Annotated in this window: 11 protein-coding genes; 5 read left to right on the top strand and 6 right to left on the bottom strand. The window is 62.2% G+C overall.

Annotation, left to right across the window (positions count from 1 at the left end):
• Positions 1 to 4: 4 nt before the first annotated feature.
• Together BUS42_RS33480 and BUS42_RS33475 are read right to left on the bottom strand one after the other, a co-directional pair.
• Positions 5 to 1,153 carry a glycosyltransferase family 4 protein gene (locus tag BUS42_RS33480; protein ID WP_074314383.1) on the bottom strand — a complete coding sequence of 383 codons (1,149 nt, stop codon included), beginning with the start codon at positions 1,151 to 1,153 and terminating at the stop codon, positions 5 to 7.
• A 37-nt stretch (positions 1,154 to 1,190) separates the two neighbouring features.
• Positions 1,191 to 2,612, bottom strand: coding sequence for a hypothetical protein (locus BUS42_RS33475; protein ID WP_074314381.1), 1,422 nt, complete (start codon positions 2,610 to 2,612; stop codon positions 1,191 to 1,193).
• A gap of 678 nt (positions 2,613 to 3,290) precedes the next feature.
• On the opposite strand from BUS42_RS33475, the gene BUS42_RS33470 reads away from it, so the two are divergent.
• On the top strand, positions 3,291 to 4,433 hold the full coding sequence (locus BUS42_RS33470; protein ID WP_083670948.1) for a glycosyltransferase 87 family protein: 1,143 nt from the start codon (positions 3,291 to 3,293) through the stop codon (positions 4,431 to 4,433).
• Between the two features lie 141 nt (positions 4,434 to 4,574).
• Here BUS42_RS33470 and BUS42_RS33465 read toward each other — a convergent pair whose 3' ends face one another.
• Positions 4,575 to 5,387 carry an SDR family oxidoreductase gene (locus BUS42_RS33465; RefSeq protein WP_074314379.1) on the bottom strand — a complete coding sequence of 271 codons (813 nt, stop codon included), beginning with the start codon at positions 5,385 to 5,387 and terminating at the stop codon, positions 4,575 to 4,577.
• Positions 5,388 to 5,434: 47 nt separating this feature from the next.
• Positions 5,435 to 7,297, bottom strand: a complete 1,863-nt coding sequence (locus BUS42_RS33460) for a cytochrome c peroxidase (RefSeq protein WP_254053961.1) — start codon at positions 7,295 to 7,297, stop codon at positions 5,435 to 5,437.
• 680 nt (positions 7,298 to 7,977) lie between these two features.
• Between BUS42_RS33460 and BUS42_RS33455 the strand changes: the two genes are divergently transcribed.
• Positions 7,978 to 9,147, top strand: coding sequence for a metallophosphoesterase (locus BUS42_RS33455; protein WP_083670945.1), 1,170 nt, complete (start codon positions 7,978 to 7,980; stop codon positions 9,145 to 9,147).
• Positions 9,148 to 9,275: 128 nt separating this feature from the next.
• On the opposite strand, the gene BUS42_RS33450 is transcribed toward BUS42_RS33455, so the two are convergent.
• Positions 9,276 to 9,632, bottom strand: a complete 357-nt coding sequence (locus BUS42_RS33450) for a hypothetical protein (RefSeq protein WP_074314377.1) — start codon at positions 9,630 to 9,632, stop codon at positions 9,276 to 9,278.
• A gap of 353 nt (positions 9,633 to 9,985) precedes the next feature.
• The gene (locus tag BUS42_RS33445; protein WP_074314375.1) at positions 9,986 to 11,563 is read right to left on the bottom strand and encodes a class I SAM-dependent methyltransferase; all 1,578 of its coding nucleotides are present in this window, start codon (positions 11,561 to 11,563) and stop codon (positions 9,986 to 9,988) included.
• 422 nt (positions 11,564 to 11,985) lie between these two features.
• Here BUS42_RS33445 and BUS42_RS33440 point away from each other — a divergent pair, with 422 nt between their 5' ends.
• From BUS42_RS33440 to BUS42_RS33430, 3 genes are all read left to right on the top strand, one after another.
• Positions 11,986 to 14,043 carry a type VI secretion system Vgr family protein gene (locus tag BUS42_RS33440; RefSeq protein ID WP_074314373.1) on the top strand — a complete coding sequence of 686 codons (2,058 nt, stop codon included), beginning with the start codon at positions 11,986 to 11,988 and terminating at the stop codon, positions 14,041 to 14,043.
• 110 nt (positions 14,044 to 14,153) lie between these two features.
• Positions 14,154 to 14,825: a DUF6931 family protein gene (locus tag BUS42_RS33435; RefSeq protein ID WP_074314371.1), complete on the top strand. Its 672-nt coding sequence runs from the start codon at positions 14,154 to 14,156 to the stop codon at positions 14,823 to 14,825.
• A gap of 4 nt (positions 14,826 to 14,829) precedes the next feature.
• Positions 14,830 to 15,120, top strand: a complete 291-nt coding sequence (locus BUS42_RS33430; RefSeq protein WP_074314369.1) for a PAAR domain-containing protein — start codon at positions 14,830 to 14,832, stop codon at positions 15,118 to 15,120.
• Positions 15,121 to 15,223 lie beyond the last annotated feature (103 nt).

Here is a 15,223-nt window from a genome sequence, read left to right as displayed (position 1 = left end):
CATGTCAGGAGGCCAGGGCCGACCTGCCGACTTCGACAGGCCCGAGAATGACCCGACGGTTCGGAATTGCCCCGGTCGGGTGAGAAGCGTTGAGGGGCCTGCCGTCCTGCGAAGCCGTCCAGTCCTTCTCCGAGACGAGATTGCGGTAGACCGCCTGGTAGTCGCGTGCCATCCGGTCCGCACCGTACCGCTGGGCGAAGACCTGCCGGCAAAGGCGCCGACTGAGTCCCGACACGCGGCCGACCGCCTCCACCGCCTCGGCCACGTTGTCGACCACGAAGCCGGTCACGCCTTCGACCATCACCTCGGGGACGGAGCCGCGGCGGAAGGCGATCACCGGCGTGCCGCACGCGATCGCCTCGATCATGACAAGGCCGAACGGCTCGGCCCACTCGATCGGGAACAACAACGCCGACGCACCCCCGAGAAAGGCGTCCTTCGCCGCCCCGCCCACCTCGCCGACGAACTCCACCCAGGGGGACGCGCGCAGCAACGGCGCGATCTCACGCTCGTAGTAGGTTCGTTCCTCCGGGTAAATCTTGGCCGCCACGCGGAGCGTCATGCCGGCTCGTCGGGCGATCTCGATCGCTTTCTCGAGCCCCTTCTCGGGCGAAATCCGACCGAGGAAGGCGAGATAAGTCCCTGGAGCGTCGCGCGGGGTGTGCAGGTCAAGGGGCAGCCCGTGGTAGATCGTCGCCCGCCAGTTGGCCCGTGGGATCGGCCGCCTCTGGTCGTCCGAAATCGACACGAGCGGAACGTCGGGATAGGCGTCGAACAAGGCCTCCTGATCCGGAGGATAGAGCCGCCCGTGGAGCGTGGTCACGGTCGGGCATGGCAACCGACCGACGACCGGGAAATGGAGATAGTCGAGATGGAAGTGGATGAGGTCGAACCGATCCGCCTCACGAACGACCATCGTGACGAGTCGTACGTGGTGCGGAAGCGTTTCAAGACAGCCGGGCTCCTGCCAGAGTGCTCTGGGGCAGCCCGCAACCAGCCGGGCGTTCGTCCGCGAGTCGCCGCTGGCGAACAGAGTGACCTCATGGCCTTGCCGGACCAACTCCTCGGTGAGGTACGAGACAACACGCTCGGTCCCGCCGTACAGCTTGGGGGGGACGCTCTCATACAGTGGGGCAACCTGCGCGATACGCATCTTGGGATGGACTCCGGGGAAGTGGGAACGAAGCGGCTCAGCTCGCCCGCCGGTTGTTCACCTTGGTCCGGGGAAGGCCCCGGCGGTCCTTCTCGAAGTAACAGATCTCGATCAGAGTCGGCCAGAGCTCGATCGACCCTTTGATCGTGGTCACGACGTCGTCCACGATCCGCAGCAGGTTTTGGTGGAAGAAGTCCGGCTCGAAGGCGTAGAAGGCCTTCTGCAAATTCGCCGCGAAGAGCCGAAGCGCATCCTTCCGCTCCGGTCGCGTCGCCCGCTCGGAGGCCTGGAGTGCCCGGGCATACATGGCCGCCACCTTGTCGAGGACGGCATGGGCATCCTCGGCCGTCACTTCGCCGTCGTAGTCGAAGGCGATGCCCAGTTCGTCGACCCGAGTGACCGTGTCCTTGATCTTCTTCTTGAGCAGGTTCGACACCTCTTCGTTGAAGATCTCGGCGGCCACCGGGTTACGCATGTAGTTGGATCGCGTGTGATTCTGCGCCGAGTCGACGTGAGCGGCGGTAATCCCGTCCTGTTGAATCCAGAGCCGGTAGATGTAGTCCTCGAACCGCAAGCGGGTCGGGAAGAAGGGGGGTAGCCCGAAGCTGTTGTCGTACCCGGCGACGCCGCAGTCCATCCGCCAATTCCGATTGGTCACGGCCGGGCGGAAATTGACGAGCACGTAGAGCTCATTGAGGCCGTCCGGGTCGATCTGGTCCTCGTCTTCGAGGAAGAGGTCGGCGAAGTCCATCGCGTCGATGTCGTTGGTGCCGGAGCGGAACGTCTGGGCCATTTTGACCACCGCATCGGCCGGCACCGGGCCCCGTTCCAGGATCAGCGAGTTCTCCCTGGATAATCCCATCGACACGTTGGTCTCCAGGTGCATCGCGGTGTCGACCAGGACCTCGCCCTTCTCATAGTTGTCCGGGACGTCGCCAGCCCGCTTGCCCAGCACGTCGAGGAACGACCCGAGGATGTCGAACGACTTGGGGCCGTAGCCGTTCTGGCCGGTCCGGTGCAGCCGCCCGCGGCTCACCTCCCCCTCACCGAGCGACTCGAGGCTGTGCTCCATCAGGGCGTAGGGCCGCATATCGTCGTCGGACGAAACCATCAGGCCGCCCAACGTGTGCATCAGCGTGTGGTTCCTGTTCCCCCCGTAGCTAGGACGAAACAGGTTTTTGACCAGGCCGTCCAAGCGCTTGTCGCGCAGCCGTCGGCTCAAGAAGCCGATGAACTCCTCCTTCTCGCGCGGACCGACATAGTAGAGCTCGCTGTGAGTGCTCGTTCGCTCCAGCAATGGATAATACTTCTCCTGAGCGACCGGGCTGGAGTCGTCACACACGATCAGAATCGGCGAATGGCCGTTTCGCCAGAAATGCTGGTCGTAGGCCTCAACCGTCTGCGCAACGTCCCGAAGGCGACAGGTCGGTATCATAAAATAAATTTCATCGACTTGCATCATTACTCCTTGTCCCACCGGTGGACGGCGTCCCGAAACCGGTAAGCGTCCGTGCCGCGAAGTCGTTCGGACCGCATCGCCTCGACGCGGCCGCGACCGGGGTTCGTCCTTCGCCTCGGCTCGAGCGGTGTCCGACCGACTCGAACGGTCTATGATGAAAAGCAAGGCATGTGCCCAACCGTCCAGCAAACCGCAAACGATTGCGCTATCACCCGTTATGTCAAGCGCTTTCCGCAGACCACGACACGAGCATCGTGCATCCTGCACGACCCACAAGGGCAGGTTGCATGGTCGTCCGCGGCCACGACGCATCAAACCATGCGAGGCAATCCCCGCCGAGACGCCGGCTAGGACCGGTTCGACCTCATGGGTGAATGGTCGGGTGAGGATACGAGCGGCCGTCTCATACTCGGGAGCGACCGCAAAGTCGAGGGGTTGGAACGGATCACCGAATTCAGGGGCCTGAATTCCACTCGTGACGGTCAACCGGCGGTGAATTCAAACCAAGGGGCTAAGAAGGGTTGCCAGAGTGGGGGAACCCGGCGATCATGTCGGCGCGATAATCCGATGAGGAATTGACGGGGGCTGGGGTTGATTCACGCCGCATGACTCCCACCAAGTGAGGTCTTCCCTTGAGGACTTCGCCGAACATTCCGGTTCGCGATAGGATGGCTCGATGTGACCAGGCGTAGGCTCGGGGCGGCGATTGGCCTGGCACTCTTCTTCGGGTATGTGGTGCTGCGCAGTGCGCAACGCGGCAATGATTTCAAGTATCCTTATCTCGCGGCCAAGGCGCTCTGGAGGACCAGCCGGCTCCACGTCGCGGCGCAACCCCGTTATCCCGTCTCGTTCCATGTGCTGCTCGCACCACTGGCGTCGCTGCCGATCGGCCTTGCCTCATTGGTCTGGGCCGCACTATCGTTCGCGGCCGTCGGCGCCTTGCCCCGGATTTTTGAGCGGCTCACGGGACTCAACTTTCGTCGGCAAATCCCGGCCTGGTACGTCGTGCTCCCGTTTTTCATCGACGCCCTGGTGCTTGGCCAGAGCGACCCGATCAACGTCTGCCTCGTTTCGTTGGGATTAACGGCCCTGCTTCAAGAGAAAGCGATGACGAGCGTCGCGCTGGTCGGGATGGCCGGGATGATCAAGATCCTGCCGATCGTCCACTGGGCAACGATCGTCGCTCGGGTCCGCTCCTGGAGAATCTGGCTGGCCATGGCCCTGACCGCGACGTTGGGCCTGGGTGTCATCGTGGTCGCGGTCGGCTGGTCCTCAGCGCTCGCGGCGATCGAGGAGCAGGTCGACTGGATCAGCAACTACGAGAAGCCCTGGCACCTGGTCGCTCGCCATGCCGACCTCAGGGTGAACAACGAGAGTCTGCCGATCGTTCTGGTTCGAACCTTCGGCGATCTCGGCGCCTACGATCCGTTGCACTCACTTTCTCTCGGGATTCTCTCGTTGAACCAGATCTGGTTCCTCTGGGGAGTCGTTCTGGCGGGCCTCACCCTGGCCTGGACTGTCTGCGTCTGGAAAACGAGGAATGCCGAGCCGCGCCGGGCGACCCTTGGAGTGTTTGCGCTCTCCTCGGTCATCATGCTGGCCGGCACCCCCATCTGCTGGCACCACTACTTCCTCTGGTTATTGCCAGCGGTCATCTTTCTCGCGCACCGTCCTCGACTCCTCTGGGCCTGCGGCACGCTTTCCCTGGCCGGAACAGCCGTACCCGTAGCCCGCGGCCTCGGTTGTCACATGCTGATTGCTCTCGGACTCTACGCGATCATCGTCGGCGACCTCCTGCGACTGCCCACTGATCCGCCATAAACTCATGCACGACTGACGATTGATCGGCGGTCAGGATCGGATTCTTTCTATGGGGTGGTCACGGCCCACCCCACGGGAATCGTTGGACCCAGGATGACACCACAGTCGATCGCGCCGAAGAAAGGGGGAAACGGGTTCGGATCAGGATTTCGAGCGGAGCGCTTCGGCAAAGAGATTGAGGTTTCCGGCCAGGCAGAGGCCGCCATCGGTCACCACGATTTCGCCGTTGATATTGGCGGCCGCTTCGCTCAGCAGAAAGAGTGCGAGATTGACCACATCGTCAATCCGGCCGAGTTGACGCGTGGGGATGATCCGTTTGAGTCGCTCGGCGATGGCTTCGGGAAAGAGCCGGCGGGCGCCTTCGGTGTCGCTGATCGGCCCGGGAGCGATCGCGTTGACCCGGATTCGTTGCGGTCCCCATTCGACGGCCAGGGTACGCGTCAGGGCGTCGACGGCCGCCTTGGCCGCGGCGACATGGACCTGCCCGGGGGTTCCGCCGTAGTGCAGGGTGGCGCTGATGTTGAGGATCTGCCCCCCGTGCTCGCGCAACCAGGCGTGATACGCGGCCCTCGACACGTTCCATGTCCCCTTGGAATCAATGTCGAGGACGGTGCCAAACCCGTTCGGCGAGAGGTCGGCCGAGGGGCAGAGAAAATTGCCGGCGGCGGCATTGATCACGCTATCGAGCCGGCCGAGTTCGGCGACGACTCGGGCAACCGCGGCGTCAACTTGCTCCGGCTGTCGAACGTCGGCGACGAGAGCCAGGCAGCGGCGACCGGTCGCCTTGCTGATCTCGGCCGCCGTCGGATCCAAGTGCTCGGCGGTCCGGCTGAGGATCGCCGTGTCCGCTCCGTGAGCGGCCAGGGCCAGGGCGATTCCACGGCCAATCCCGGTTCCACCCCCCGTGATCAAGATGACCTGATCCCGGAACAGGTCGTCACGAAAAATGCTCATGTCACGGTCCTCTTGGAGGAACGAAAAACAGCGTGAATGCTTCGGTTTCAGAGCGAATCGAGGAAGCTGAGGATGTCGCTGATCTCCTCGTCGGTCCATTCGGTGTCGCGGGGATGCTTATGCTTGCGAAAGACCGCTTCGAGCGTCTTGGCCCGCCCATCGTGTAAGAGCGGCGCACGATAGCGGACGCCTCGCAACGACGGCGGATTGAACCGACGTTGGCCGACCTCGTCCGCCAGTCCCACGTCATAGAGCCGGACCGACGTGTACTCGGGCTTGGCATGACAGGTGGCACACTGCAACTCGAAGAGTGCCTGTCCACGCTGGGCCGAAGCCTGGTTCGAGGGGGCGATCGGTGGAGTGCGCGGGTGCGTGAGCGTTCGTAGGAAGGCGGACATCTCGGCCACCTCGGTCTCGGTCGGCCAGAGGCCTTGAACGGTCGTGACGGTGGATTGGTGCACTTGTTCATCAAGGCGATCGTTGCGACCGGTCCAACCCCAGGGGCCCGTCTGGCTCGTGCCGAACAAGGAGGGGACGCGTTTGGGCGCACCGTAGCCACCGTCGCCAATCGTATCGACGTTGAGTCCGTTCGTGTGACCGTCGGTGTGGCAACTGTGACAGCTCATCCAGCCGCCTCGGGAGAGCCGGGCGTCGTAGAACAGACGTTCTCCACGCTCCTCGATCGAGGCGTCTCGACTCGGTCCGAGGGGGATCTGGGCCCGACGCTTCCCCGTCTTGATCTCGAACACGGAGATCGTGTCGTCGAGGGTGTCCGCAACATACACCAGCGCCTGATCGGAGTCCAACGCGATCGCGGTCGGGCGTTTGCCACTCCCGGTACGGATTTCCAGATGAGAATAATCCGATCCCGTGACGATTTGGTCGACTCCGGCCAGGGAGAGAATGACTCGCCCGTCACGGTCACAGGCGAGTGCGGATGGATCGCCCGAGAATCGGCCGAGATCGATCACTTGATCCGATTGTGCGGGGGGACGCAACCGCGCCTCGGGTTGCCGGTCGAGGAGTCGGTCGAGCTTGAGCACGCGGACCTTGTTTGAGAGCAAGGCCCCCCACTGGATGTCGTCCTGAATCGCGCGTCCGTCCGGGTTGAGCTCCTGGTGACCGAGGAGCAACGCGTCGCCGTCCGGAGTGAGTGCCAAACCGCGGATGTTGTGGGCCGGGAGCGAGTGAACCGCCAGAATCCGGCCGCTCTGCACGTCAATCAGCGCAAGCTGACCTCCGAACGCGTCGGCGACAATGAGCGTTGCCCCATCCCGTACCAGAAGCATGTCACGCGGACTGAACGGCAAGTCGATCGAGCGGGTCACGCGCAAGGTCGATCGCGGTTCGGTTGCGGTCTGAACCCGCGAGCAAACGGTCAGGGAACGCCCCAGGCGTGATGCGACAACACATGTCGTCCCATCCGGCATAAGCACAAGCTTTACCGGGTCGAGCTTCACCGGTTGCCGCGCGACGACTTGGAGCGAGCCGTTGCGTTCCTCCAGCAGCAGAAGTGCATTCTCCTCCTGATCGACGACCAGCCACGAAGTGCCGTCGGGCAAGGGAACGAGGTCGGCCAATCCTTGGCCTACGGGAGATTCGGCGATAACCCGCTGTTGCCGAACGTCAATGACCGAGAGGCTGCCGTTGTTTCGGTTCGCGACGAAAAGCCGGGTTCCGTCCCGGTTAAAGCAGAGCGCGACCGGACGCCGCGGCGACGGCAGGGTCGACGCGGTGGGAGCGGGCGTGGCGGCCTCAACCAGGCGACTTAGCCCCAGACAAAGAAGCAGGAAAGCAAGCGTGCCCTGCCCGCAAGCTCTGCCTCGATTGTTCGACTCGGACCAAACGCGTGGGAGCCTCAGCCAGGGGGCCACTCGGTTCGAGTTCAGCGTTGAGTTCGGTCCAAGCATGAATCGCTCTCGGTCGGTCCAGGAGACGTGGAATCCCCCGTCGCACTACGGTCGATTCCTGGAAACATAGGCAAAATAGGCGCCACAAAGCTCGCAACCCTGCTCATCATAAAACCAGCTTTGCATGGGTAACTTGACGTCGCTCCGCAAGTTCACGGTAAAGGTGACGGCCTTGGCATCGGGGAGAACCGGTTTGGTCTCGTCAAGGTCACCGATTTTCAACCGGACGCGTGCAATCGGTAGCGCCTTGCCCGGTGGCAACTCGCCGTCGAAAGCGAGAAACTCGGGAACGCCCCCCGCGATGGCGGCGTCGGCCTCCTTGGGCCATCGACGAAGCTCGATTGTATCATGGCTTTTGCTCGCCGAACACGCGATCGAGACCCCTTGGGAACGGAAGTCGTGTCAGGTGTCTCCCCTCCCCAGGTTGCCAGAATCCCAGCATACGCGGACGCCAACCGCCCCGGAAGCCCCGCCCCTTGGCTCGATCTCCGCGACGGTTCCGGCCGGGCCCCACCCCTGGAACGCCCAGGCGATCCGCTCACTCTCGACGACGACCGGGGTTGCCGATTATCCTGAGCCCTCCATAATGACTCGCGGCGATCTCGATCGAGGGACCCGTGGCGACTCGCTCATGATGAGCGAGTTCCACTCTCATTCGATGATGGAATTGAACGGGTGCCATGTCACAGCAAACCTTCGCACTTGTCGTGATCGGATCAACCCTCATTGATTTTCTTGTGATCACGGGCGTCTGCTTGGGAGCTCGTGGGTTTGGTGTGCGGAGCGGCTCCGCGGAAATCGGCATGAAGCAAGTGCTCAACGCGGTGCTGATCACCGCGTTGGTCTTCATGATCAAACTCACTCCGTTGACTTTGTTGGGGTTGAACCTCTTTGGAGTGATCCACCTGGTCTATGTGGATCTGATGATCCTCCCGCCGGCGGCCGCAGTCGCCCTGCTGGTTGCTTCGTCGCTCCCGCTGGGAGAGGGTCGGCGCGTGAGCGTGTCGAAACCAGCGCGGATTTTCGCGGTGGGGACCTTCGCGCTCATCCCAATCGGCGTTTATGCGAGTTGGATCGAGCCGTTTCGCCTCCAGGTGGAAACGACCCGCGTTCCGCTCGGTCCTGCGCGCCAGGGGAAGGCAACGTTCCGGATCGGAGTGATCGCCGACCTACAAACCTCAAGGATCACGGATTACGAGCGGTCCGCCTTCGATCGGCTGATGTCGCTTCGCCCCGACCTGATCCTGATGCCCGGAGACTTGTTCCAGGGATCCGAGAAAGACCTCGAGGCGAATCGAGCGGATCTGATCGAATTGCTCAGTCGGCTGTCCGCACCGGGCGGTGTTTACTTCGTCCTGGGCGATGTGGACCGAGGACATTACGGACTCGAGGAAATTCTCCAGTCGGCGGGGGTCGGCATGCTCGTCAACGAGGTCACCCGGATCAAGCTCGGCGACCGACAGGTGACGATCGGTGGCGTGGAGTTGGATACGATGACCGGCGGAGCCCGGGAAACCATCCATCAATTGGAAACGGCCCCAGGAGATGAGGATATCCGCATTCTTGTGGCCCACCGACCCGATGTCGCGCTTGGCCTGAAACGCCGATCGCGGATCGACCTCACCGTGGCTGGGCACACGCACGGGGGCCAGATCGTCGTTCCCGGCTTCGGCCCCCCGATGACCCTGAGCGATGTGCCTCGGCAGGTCGCCGCCGGCGGACTCCATTCGCTCGTCGATAACCGGCTCTACGTCAGCCGAGGAGTCGGCTGCGAACGGGGACAAGCTCCGCGCATTCGCTTCTTCTGCCCACCCGAAATCTCAATCCTCCAACTGAGCAGCGCCCCCTAACCAGGTGAGCCCGGTCTCTCTTTGTATTGATTGATGTGCAATCCCTGCGATCGCCCATCAGAAAATCAAAGAAAACCGAGACCCACGAGTGGGTCTTAGGGAATCGTCAAGGCACCCCGCCCGACGACTCAACGATCCGTGGTCTTGAGAGCGACCGGTCGAATCAGGTCGGGGTGGCTGGCACGATGGACAACGCCGTCCAGAAACGGAGTGGAATTGGTGGCTGAGGCCTCGGCAACTCGCTCGAGAGGGGCGGGCAGCGTGCCAAGACTCCGCACGCGTTCGTCATGTTCCTGGGTCTGACGCGAAATCGCAGCCATTTGCTGCTGCAATAAACGTTCGCGTTGCTCGAGTCGATTCGCTCTTTCGTGGAGCTGAAAGGCCGCGAAGAGCAGGGCACCGATGGTAACGATCCTGAGTGCCGAATGCTGAGACCGCGAAGTCCACTGGATGAAACCGGACCATGCACGCACAGGAGTTACCATGCGCTGACTCCTCCTTGAGACACGGCCAAACCGGGGTGAATTCGCTGAACAATGAAGTCAGCGTTAAAAACCGTACCGTGAGACCATGAATTTTGGAAGAGCGTCCCGACAGATTCGCATCGAGCCCATTAGGCGCGGCATCATCTCAACATGATCGTTCAGGATTTGTCTCACGAATACGATCGTGGAGCAGGCGGCAGGTCGCGTACGCAAATTCGCAAGTGGCTTGCTCGTGGGCGGCGGACCGAAGCGATCGGGAAAGGCCCCAACTCCATCGCGCCCAGTGATCCCAAAACCTCAAGGAGTCAGAGAGTTTTGGGAGCGGCTTGGAGCCGACCCGCGAGCCAAACGCGTCAACTTACCAGGAGGGCTCGGGCGGCCAGCCGTTCGAGGCATGGCTCGAGCTCACCACCGAAAATCTGAGCGATCCTGTCCCGATCTTCAATCGGCCGCCCGCCTTCATGAATCGAAAACTCGCCCGAGTCGACGCTCATCAGAAGTGCTTCCAGGACGGCCCGGCGATCGTGGCTCCCATTCAGGGCGCGTAGCACGAGGCGCTCGAACGGGTCGAGTCGGACGGTCCGACCGCGGAGATTGATCACACGCTCCTCGTCCACCGCCTGGACCCGGGCGAGCGGACTGGCCACCGGTCGCTCGCTGAGCGCGATCGCGAAGGCGGGGGGCTTCGTGCGCAGTTGGATCAAGGAAGACATGAAGCAGCGAAGCAAGGCGTGTTTCAAGTGGTCGGGATCGCGTGAAGGGTTCGAATCCGGATCCTCCCCCAACCGCGACAGAACCCGTTCCCAGAGGGCCGCAAAGCGAATCGAGCGCGGCGCGATTTCGAACAGCTCGACCAAGGCCGCCTTGATCAACGGATCGTTGGTCGACAGGTTCGCCTCTCCCTCCGCCATCCGAAATTCTTCGGGTGCAAGCGAAACGACGTCGGGATCGGGCGAAACTGGTCCCAAGCTGGTGCTGATCCAGAGTGCGTCGAGCGCATCGGCCGCGGGTTCATCGAGCCGAGCTACGTCCACGTGGGTGAGCAGGGTCTGCCGAAACGTTCGATTGCATAAGATATCGAGATATTGCTCGCGTCCCAGTTCATCGTCGGCCCATTCCTCCAAGCTTTCCCGCGCGTCGTCCGGGAGATTGGCGCTCATGCCTCCAGAGCGCGCTTCGACCAAGAATTTCAGGCGTTTGGCCTCGGCCAGGGCCACGAACTCGTGGAAGTAGAAGGGGTGGTTCGTCTCTTCGAGGTGCTCGTGAAAGAGGTAGGTATTCGGAACGCCGCGAAGGTACGCGCTCTCGGTCCGAAGGATCCGGGCGTAGGAACTATCCTTGTCGGGAATGACTCGCACAATCTCTTCGAGAAATGAACGCGCCTCGTGAACCTGCTCCAGTGGGGTCGCGGACGCGGTGCGCCCGAGGTGGTAGGCGAGCAGCCTCCGGACCATCCCTCGTCCGTGCCAGCCCGGATAGGTGTTGTAGCTGAGATAGGCCAGGCCCTGGGGGGCCAGGTTCTGGGAGCAGATCGCCAGGATCTTGTCCCGAACCGGCTCGGGAACCCAGGAGAAGACGCCATGACAAATGATATAGTCGAACGACCCGAACGACGCGTCAACCTCGGTGATGCTCATCGCACGAAGGTCGAGGTTGCGGAGGCCGAGCCGTTTGACGACGGCCTGGCCATTGGCGATTTGGCGTGGGGAAAGATCAATCCCGACAAACTGGGCGTCGGGGAGTTCCAAGGCCATCGGGAGCAGGTTGCCCCCCTCGGCACAACCGAGTTCCAGTACGCGGCAACGCTCGACCGCGGGCGCGTCGATCCCGAAGAGCGTCCCCAGCGTGGCGAGGTGGATCGGGTGGGTGAAGGGAAAGAAATGGTCGCCGTAGGGGATTTCGTCGTACGTGTTCGCCTGATCCGACTGCATGGGACTCACCTTCTCTCCGCCGCATTGGATGTTATTCAATCCCCACGTTTCCAGCCCAATGATCGCTCGACGACAGGTCAATCGCAAGCGGGGCCGGTCAAGTCTCGATTCGACCGGTCCCTGAACCCATCGGACCAATCAGCCCGACGCATGAGGGTGCGGAGGGCTCGTTGTTCTTGTTACTTCGGTGCCTTGGTTCTGTGACGTCCGGTCGTGCCGGCGATGAGTTCGACCGCCCTGATTGCGAGTTGGCCGTCGGCCGTCACAGTGGCAAACCCGACCGTAAAGCATTCATAGCAATCGGCCAACGTACTTCTCGGACCCGCCGGGCAAGCCCGCTTGCCTGAGTGGGCGACGCGTGTGAGAATCAGCCGAACGCTCGGCGTGGGACCGGAAGATCTTCGGATTTCGTGGAGTCGATAATGGCGACCTATTTGCAAGCCGATCGGATCATGACGGTCACGACGCCGTTAAAGAAGGATGCGCTCTTGATGGCTGGGTTCTCCGGCCACGAGTCGATCTCGCAGCTCTTCGAGTATCGCCTCGAACTCTTCGCCACCAATGACGAGCCGATTCCGTTTGAGATGTTGCTCGGTCAAAAGGCGATCGTCAGACTGGCGCTGGAGGGGAACAAACAACGATTCTTCAGCGGGATCTGCAACCGGGTGAGCCAGGGGGCGCGCGACAATACGTTCACGGCCTACCACCTGGACGTGGTCCCGCAGTTCTGGTTCCTGACCAAGCGCGCTCAGAGCCGGATCTTCCAGCAGGTGTCAGTGCCTCAGATCCTCCAGCAGGTGCTCGCGGGTCTGGACGTCTCCTACGACTTGCGGGGAACCTACCAACCGCGCGACTACTGTGTCCAATACCGCGAGACCGACTACAATTTCGCCTGTCGGCTGATGGAAGAAGAGGGAATCTTTTTCTTCTTCAAGCACTCCGCCAACGGCCACACCCTGGTCGTGACCGACGTGTCGCAAGCCTGCCCGGAGCTCGCTGGAAAAGCGCGGATGACGCTCGGCCGGTCGGAGGAGGAAGTGAGCGGCGAAGAGTTGGTGCTCTCGTGGGAGAAAACCCAGGAGCTTCGCTCCGGGCGTTATCTGCTCTGGGATCATAGCTTCGAGCTTCCCCACAAGCATCTGGAGGCGGATAAGCAGATCGCCGACAGCGTCATGGCCGGGCAGGTGTCGCACAAGCTCAGGATTGGAAACAATGACAAACTCGAGCTTTACGACTATCCCGGTGAGTACGCCCAGCGGTTCGATGGGATCAACCCGAGCGGCGGCGACCGCGCGGGGGACCTGCAAAAGATCTTTGATGACAACAAGCGAACCGTCGAGATCCGGATGCAGGAAGAGGCGGCGGCCAGCTTGTCGATCCAGGGCGAAGGGACCTGCCGGAGCTTCGCCACCGGCCACACAGTCTTGCTCGACAACCACTTTAATGCGAATGGCAAGTATCTGATCACAGGCATTCGCCACATGGCCAGGCAAAGCTACAACTTCCGGTCGTCGAACGAGTCGGCGGAATTCTCGTATCGCAACTCATTCACATGCATGCCCTTCGACCTTCCCTACCGCCCCGCGCGAAAGACGCCGAAACCGGCCGTTCAAGGGACGCAAACGGCCGTGGTCGTCGGGCCGGCGGGTGAAGAGATTTTTACCGATAAGTATGGGCGAGTGAAGGTCCAATTTCACTGGGACCGGCAGGGCAAGAACGACAACAATAGCTCCTGCTGGATCCGGGTCGGCACCCCCTGGGCCGGTAAGAACTGGGGGATGATCCACATCCCTCGAATCGGCCAGGAAGTCATCGTGGACTTTCAGGAGGGGGATCCCGACCAGCCGATTATTATCGGCAGCGTGTACAACGCCGCGATGATGCCCCCTTACGACCTCCCGGCGAACAAGACCCAGAGCGGCGTCAAGACCCGTAGTTCTCTCAGGGGGTCCGAAGCCAACTTCAACGAGCTCCGGTTCGAGGACAAGAAGGGGGAGGAAGACGTCTACTTTCACGCCGAGAAGGACTTTCACCGGGTCGTCGAACGCGACGACGACCTCAAGGTCCACCGCGATCAGACGGTTACGATCGATCGGGACCGCACCGAGCAGGTCAAGCGCAACGAGAAGGTCACCGTCGACAACAACCGCGACGTGATCGTGAGCCAGGGCAATGACACCCACAACGTCAAAATGGGCAACCGCGCCGTCAAGATCGACATGGGCAATGATGCATTGACGATCAAGATGGGGAATCAGACCACTAAGCTCGACCTCGGCAAGAGCGAAACTCAGGCGTTGCAGTCGATCGAACTCAAGGTCGGCCAGAGCAGCATCAAGATCGACCAGACGGGTGTTCAGATCAAGGGGATGATGATCGACATCAATGGGCAAGTGCAAACCCAGGTGAAAGGCTTGATGACACAGATCAGCGCCTCTGCCATCCTGCAAATGAAGGGCGGACTGACCATGATCGGTTAGTGACATGACTCGATCACGACGATTGTGCCAGCGTCGTTGCGGACAGCCCGCAGCTCACGCCTGGAAAAACCGCTCGAAGTGGCGATTCGACATGAGGGCCGGAGCCGACGATGAGTGAGGAATCCTTGATCCACCTGGTTGAGCAGACCCCAAGGGAACTCTGCCAAACCATTGAGCTCAGCGCGGCGTCGCGGGAGTTGCTTCGCAACGAGCCGACGGCGAAACAATTCTTGAGCCTGCTCGTCGAGAAGCAGGAGTTCCCCGACGCCGCGCGGTTCTGGGCGCACGCGTTGCCGAAACGGGAGGCTGTCTGGTGGGCCTGCGTGTGTGCCCGAATCGTGATGGCCGAGGGCGCACCGTTGCCTCAACATGCCGCGCTCGAGGCGGCGGAGGCCTGGTGCACCGACCCGACCGAGGAAAACCGACGCAAGACGATGCCCGCGTCCGACGCGGCCGGACTCGGAACCCCGGCCGGATGCGCCGCGGCCGCGGCCTTCTGGAGCGGCGGGAGCCTCGCCCCTCCCGACGTCCCGGTGGTTCCACCCGGTGAAGAGCTCACCGCGCACGGGGTCGCCGGCTCGGTGATGCTCGCCGCAGTGCGCTCCGAGCCCGAAAAGGCCCCTGAAAAATACAAGAGGTTCTTCGAACGGGGTGTCGGTGTCGCCGAAGGCACGCAGCGCTGGAGCGAGCCGGTGGTCCCGGCGGCAACCGCCCCGCGGAAGGCTACACCCGACGACCGATCGAGCACCCCTACCTCGCGCCCTGCCATCAACTGGGACTAAACCGATGCCCATGCCCGCGGCCCGCGTCACCGACATGCACGTTTGCCCACTAGTAACGGTTCTCGTCCCCCACGTGGGCGGACCGATCCTCCCGCCGGGCGCCTTGACCGTTCTGATCGGCGGCTTGCCCGCCGCCCGAATGGGTGATCTCGCGGTCTGCGTCGGTCCCCCCGATGTGATCGCGCTCGGGAGCTTTACCGTCTTGATCAGCGGTCAGCCCGCCGCTCGCCTGGGAGATATCACCGCCCACGGCGGGGCCATCGTCATGGGTTATCCCACAGTGCTCATCAACTAATATCGCCATGCCATGAAATCCATTGGTCATGGCATGTCTCGAATTCCAGTCTGATTGCCGACCCGTCGTCGATCCTTGAGGCCGATGATGAACTCGTTACCGA

This window comes from Singulisphaera sp. GP187, from assembly GCF_900129635.1.
In the GTDB taxonomy this organism is placed as follows: Bacteria; Planctomycetota; Planctomycetia; order Isosphaerales; family Isosphaeraceae; genus Singulisphaera.
Note: the sequence above shows the minus strand (reverse complement) of the source record. Positions and strands in the feature narration are given on the sequence as shown.

Bases quoted from the DNA above. Each gene is read 5' to 3' on its own strand.
- BUS42_RS33450 (WP_074314377.1), bottom strand. From the start codon at position 9,632: ATGGTAACTCCTGTGCGTGCATGGTCCGGTTTCATCCAGTGGACTTCG.
- BUS42_RS33480 (WP_074314383.1), bottom strand. From the start codon at position 1,153: ATGCGTATCGCGCAGGTTGCCCCACTGTATGAGAGCGTCCCCCCCAAG.
- BUS42_RS33475 (WP_074314381.1), bottom strand. From the start codon at position 2,612: ATGCAAGTCGATGAAATTTATTTTATGATACCGACCTGTCGCCTTCGG.
- BUS42_RS33435 (WP_074314371.1), top strand. From the start codon at position 14,154: ATGAGTGAGGAATCCTTGATCCACCTGGTTGAGCAGACCCCAAGGGAA.
- BUS42_RS33455 (WP_083670945.1), top strand. From the start codon at position 7,978: ATGTCACAGCAAACCTTCGCACTTGTCGTGATCGGATCAACCCTCATT.
- BUS42_RS33430 (WP_074314369.1), top strand. From the start codon at position 14,830: ATGCCCATGCCCGCGGCCCGCGTCACCGACATGCACGTTTGCCCACTA.
- BUS42_RS33465 (WP_074314379.1), bottom strand. From the start codon at position 5,387: ATGAGCATTTTTCGTGACGACCTGTTCCGGGATCAGGTCATCTTGATC.
- BUS42_RS33445 (WP_074314375.1), bottom strand. From the start codon at position 11,563: ATGCAGTCGGATCAGGCGAACACGTACGACGAAATCCCCTACGGCGAC.
- BUS42_RS33460 (WP_254053961.1), bottom strand. From the start codon at position 7,297: ATGCTTGGACCGAACTCAACGCTGAACTCGAACCGAGTGGCCCCCTGG.
- BUS42_RS33440 (WP_074314373.1), top strand. From the start codon at position 11,986: ATGGCGACCTATTTGCAAGCCGATCGGATCATGACGGTCACGACGCCG.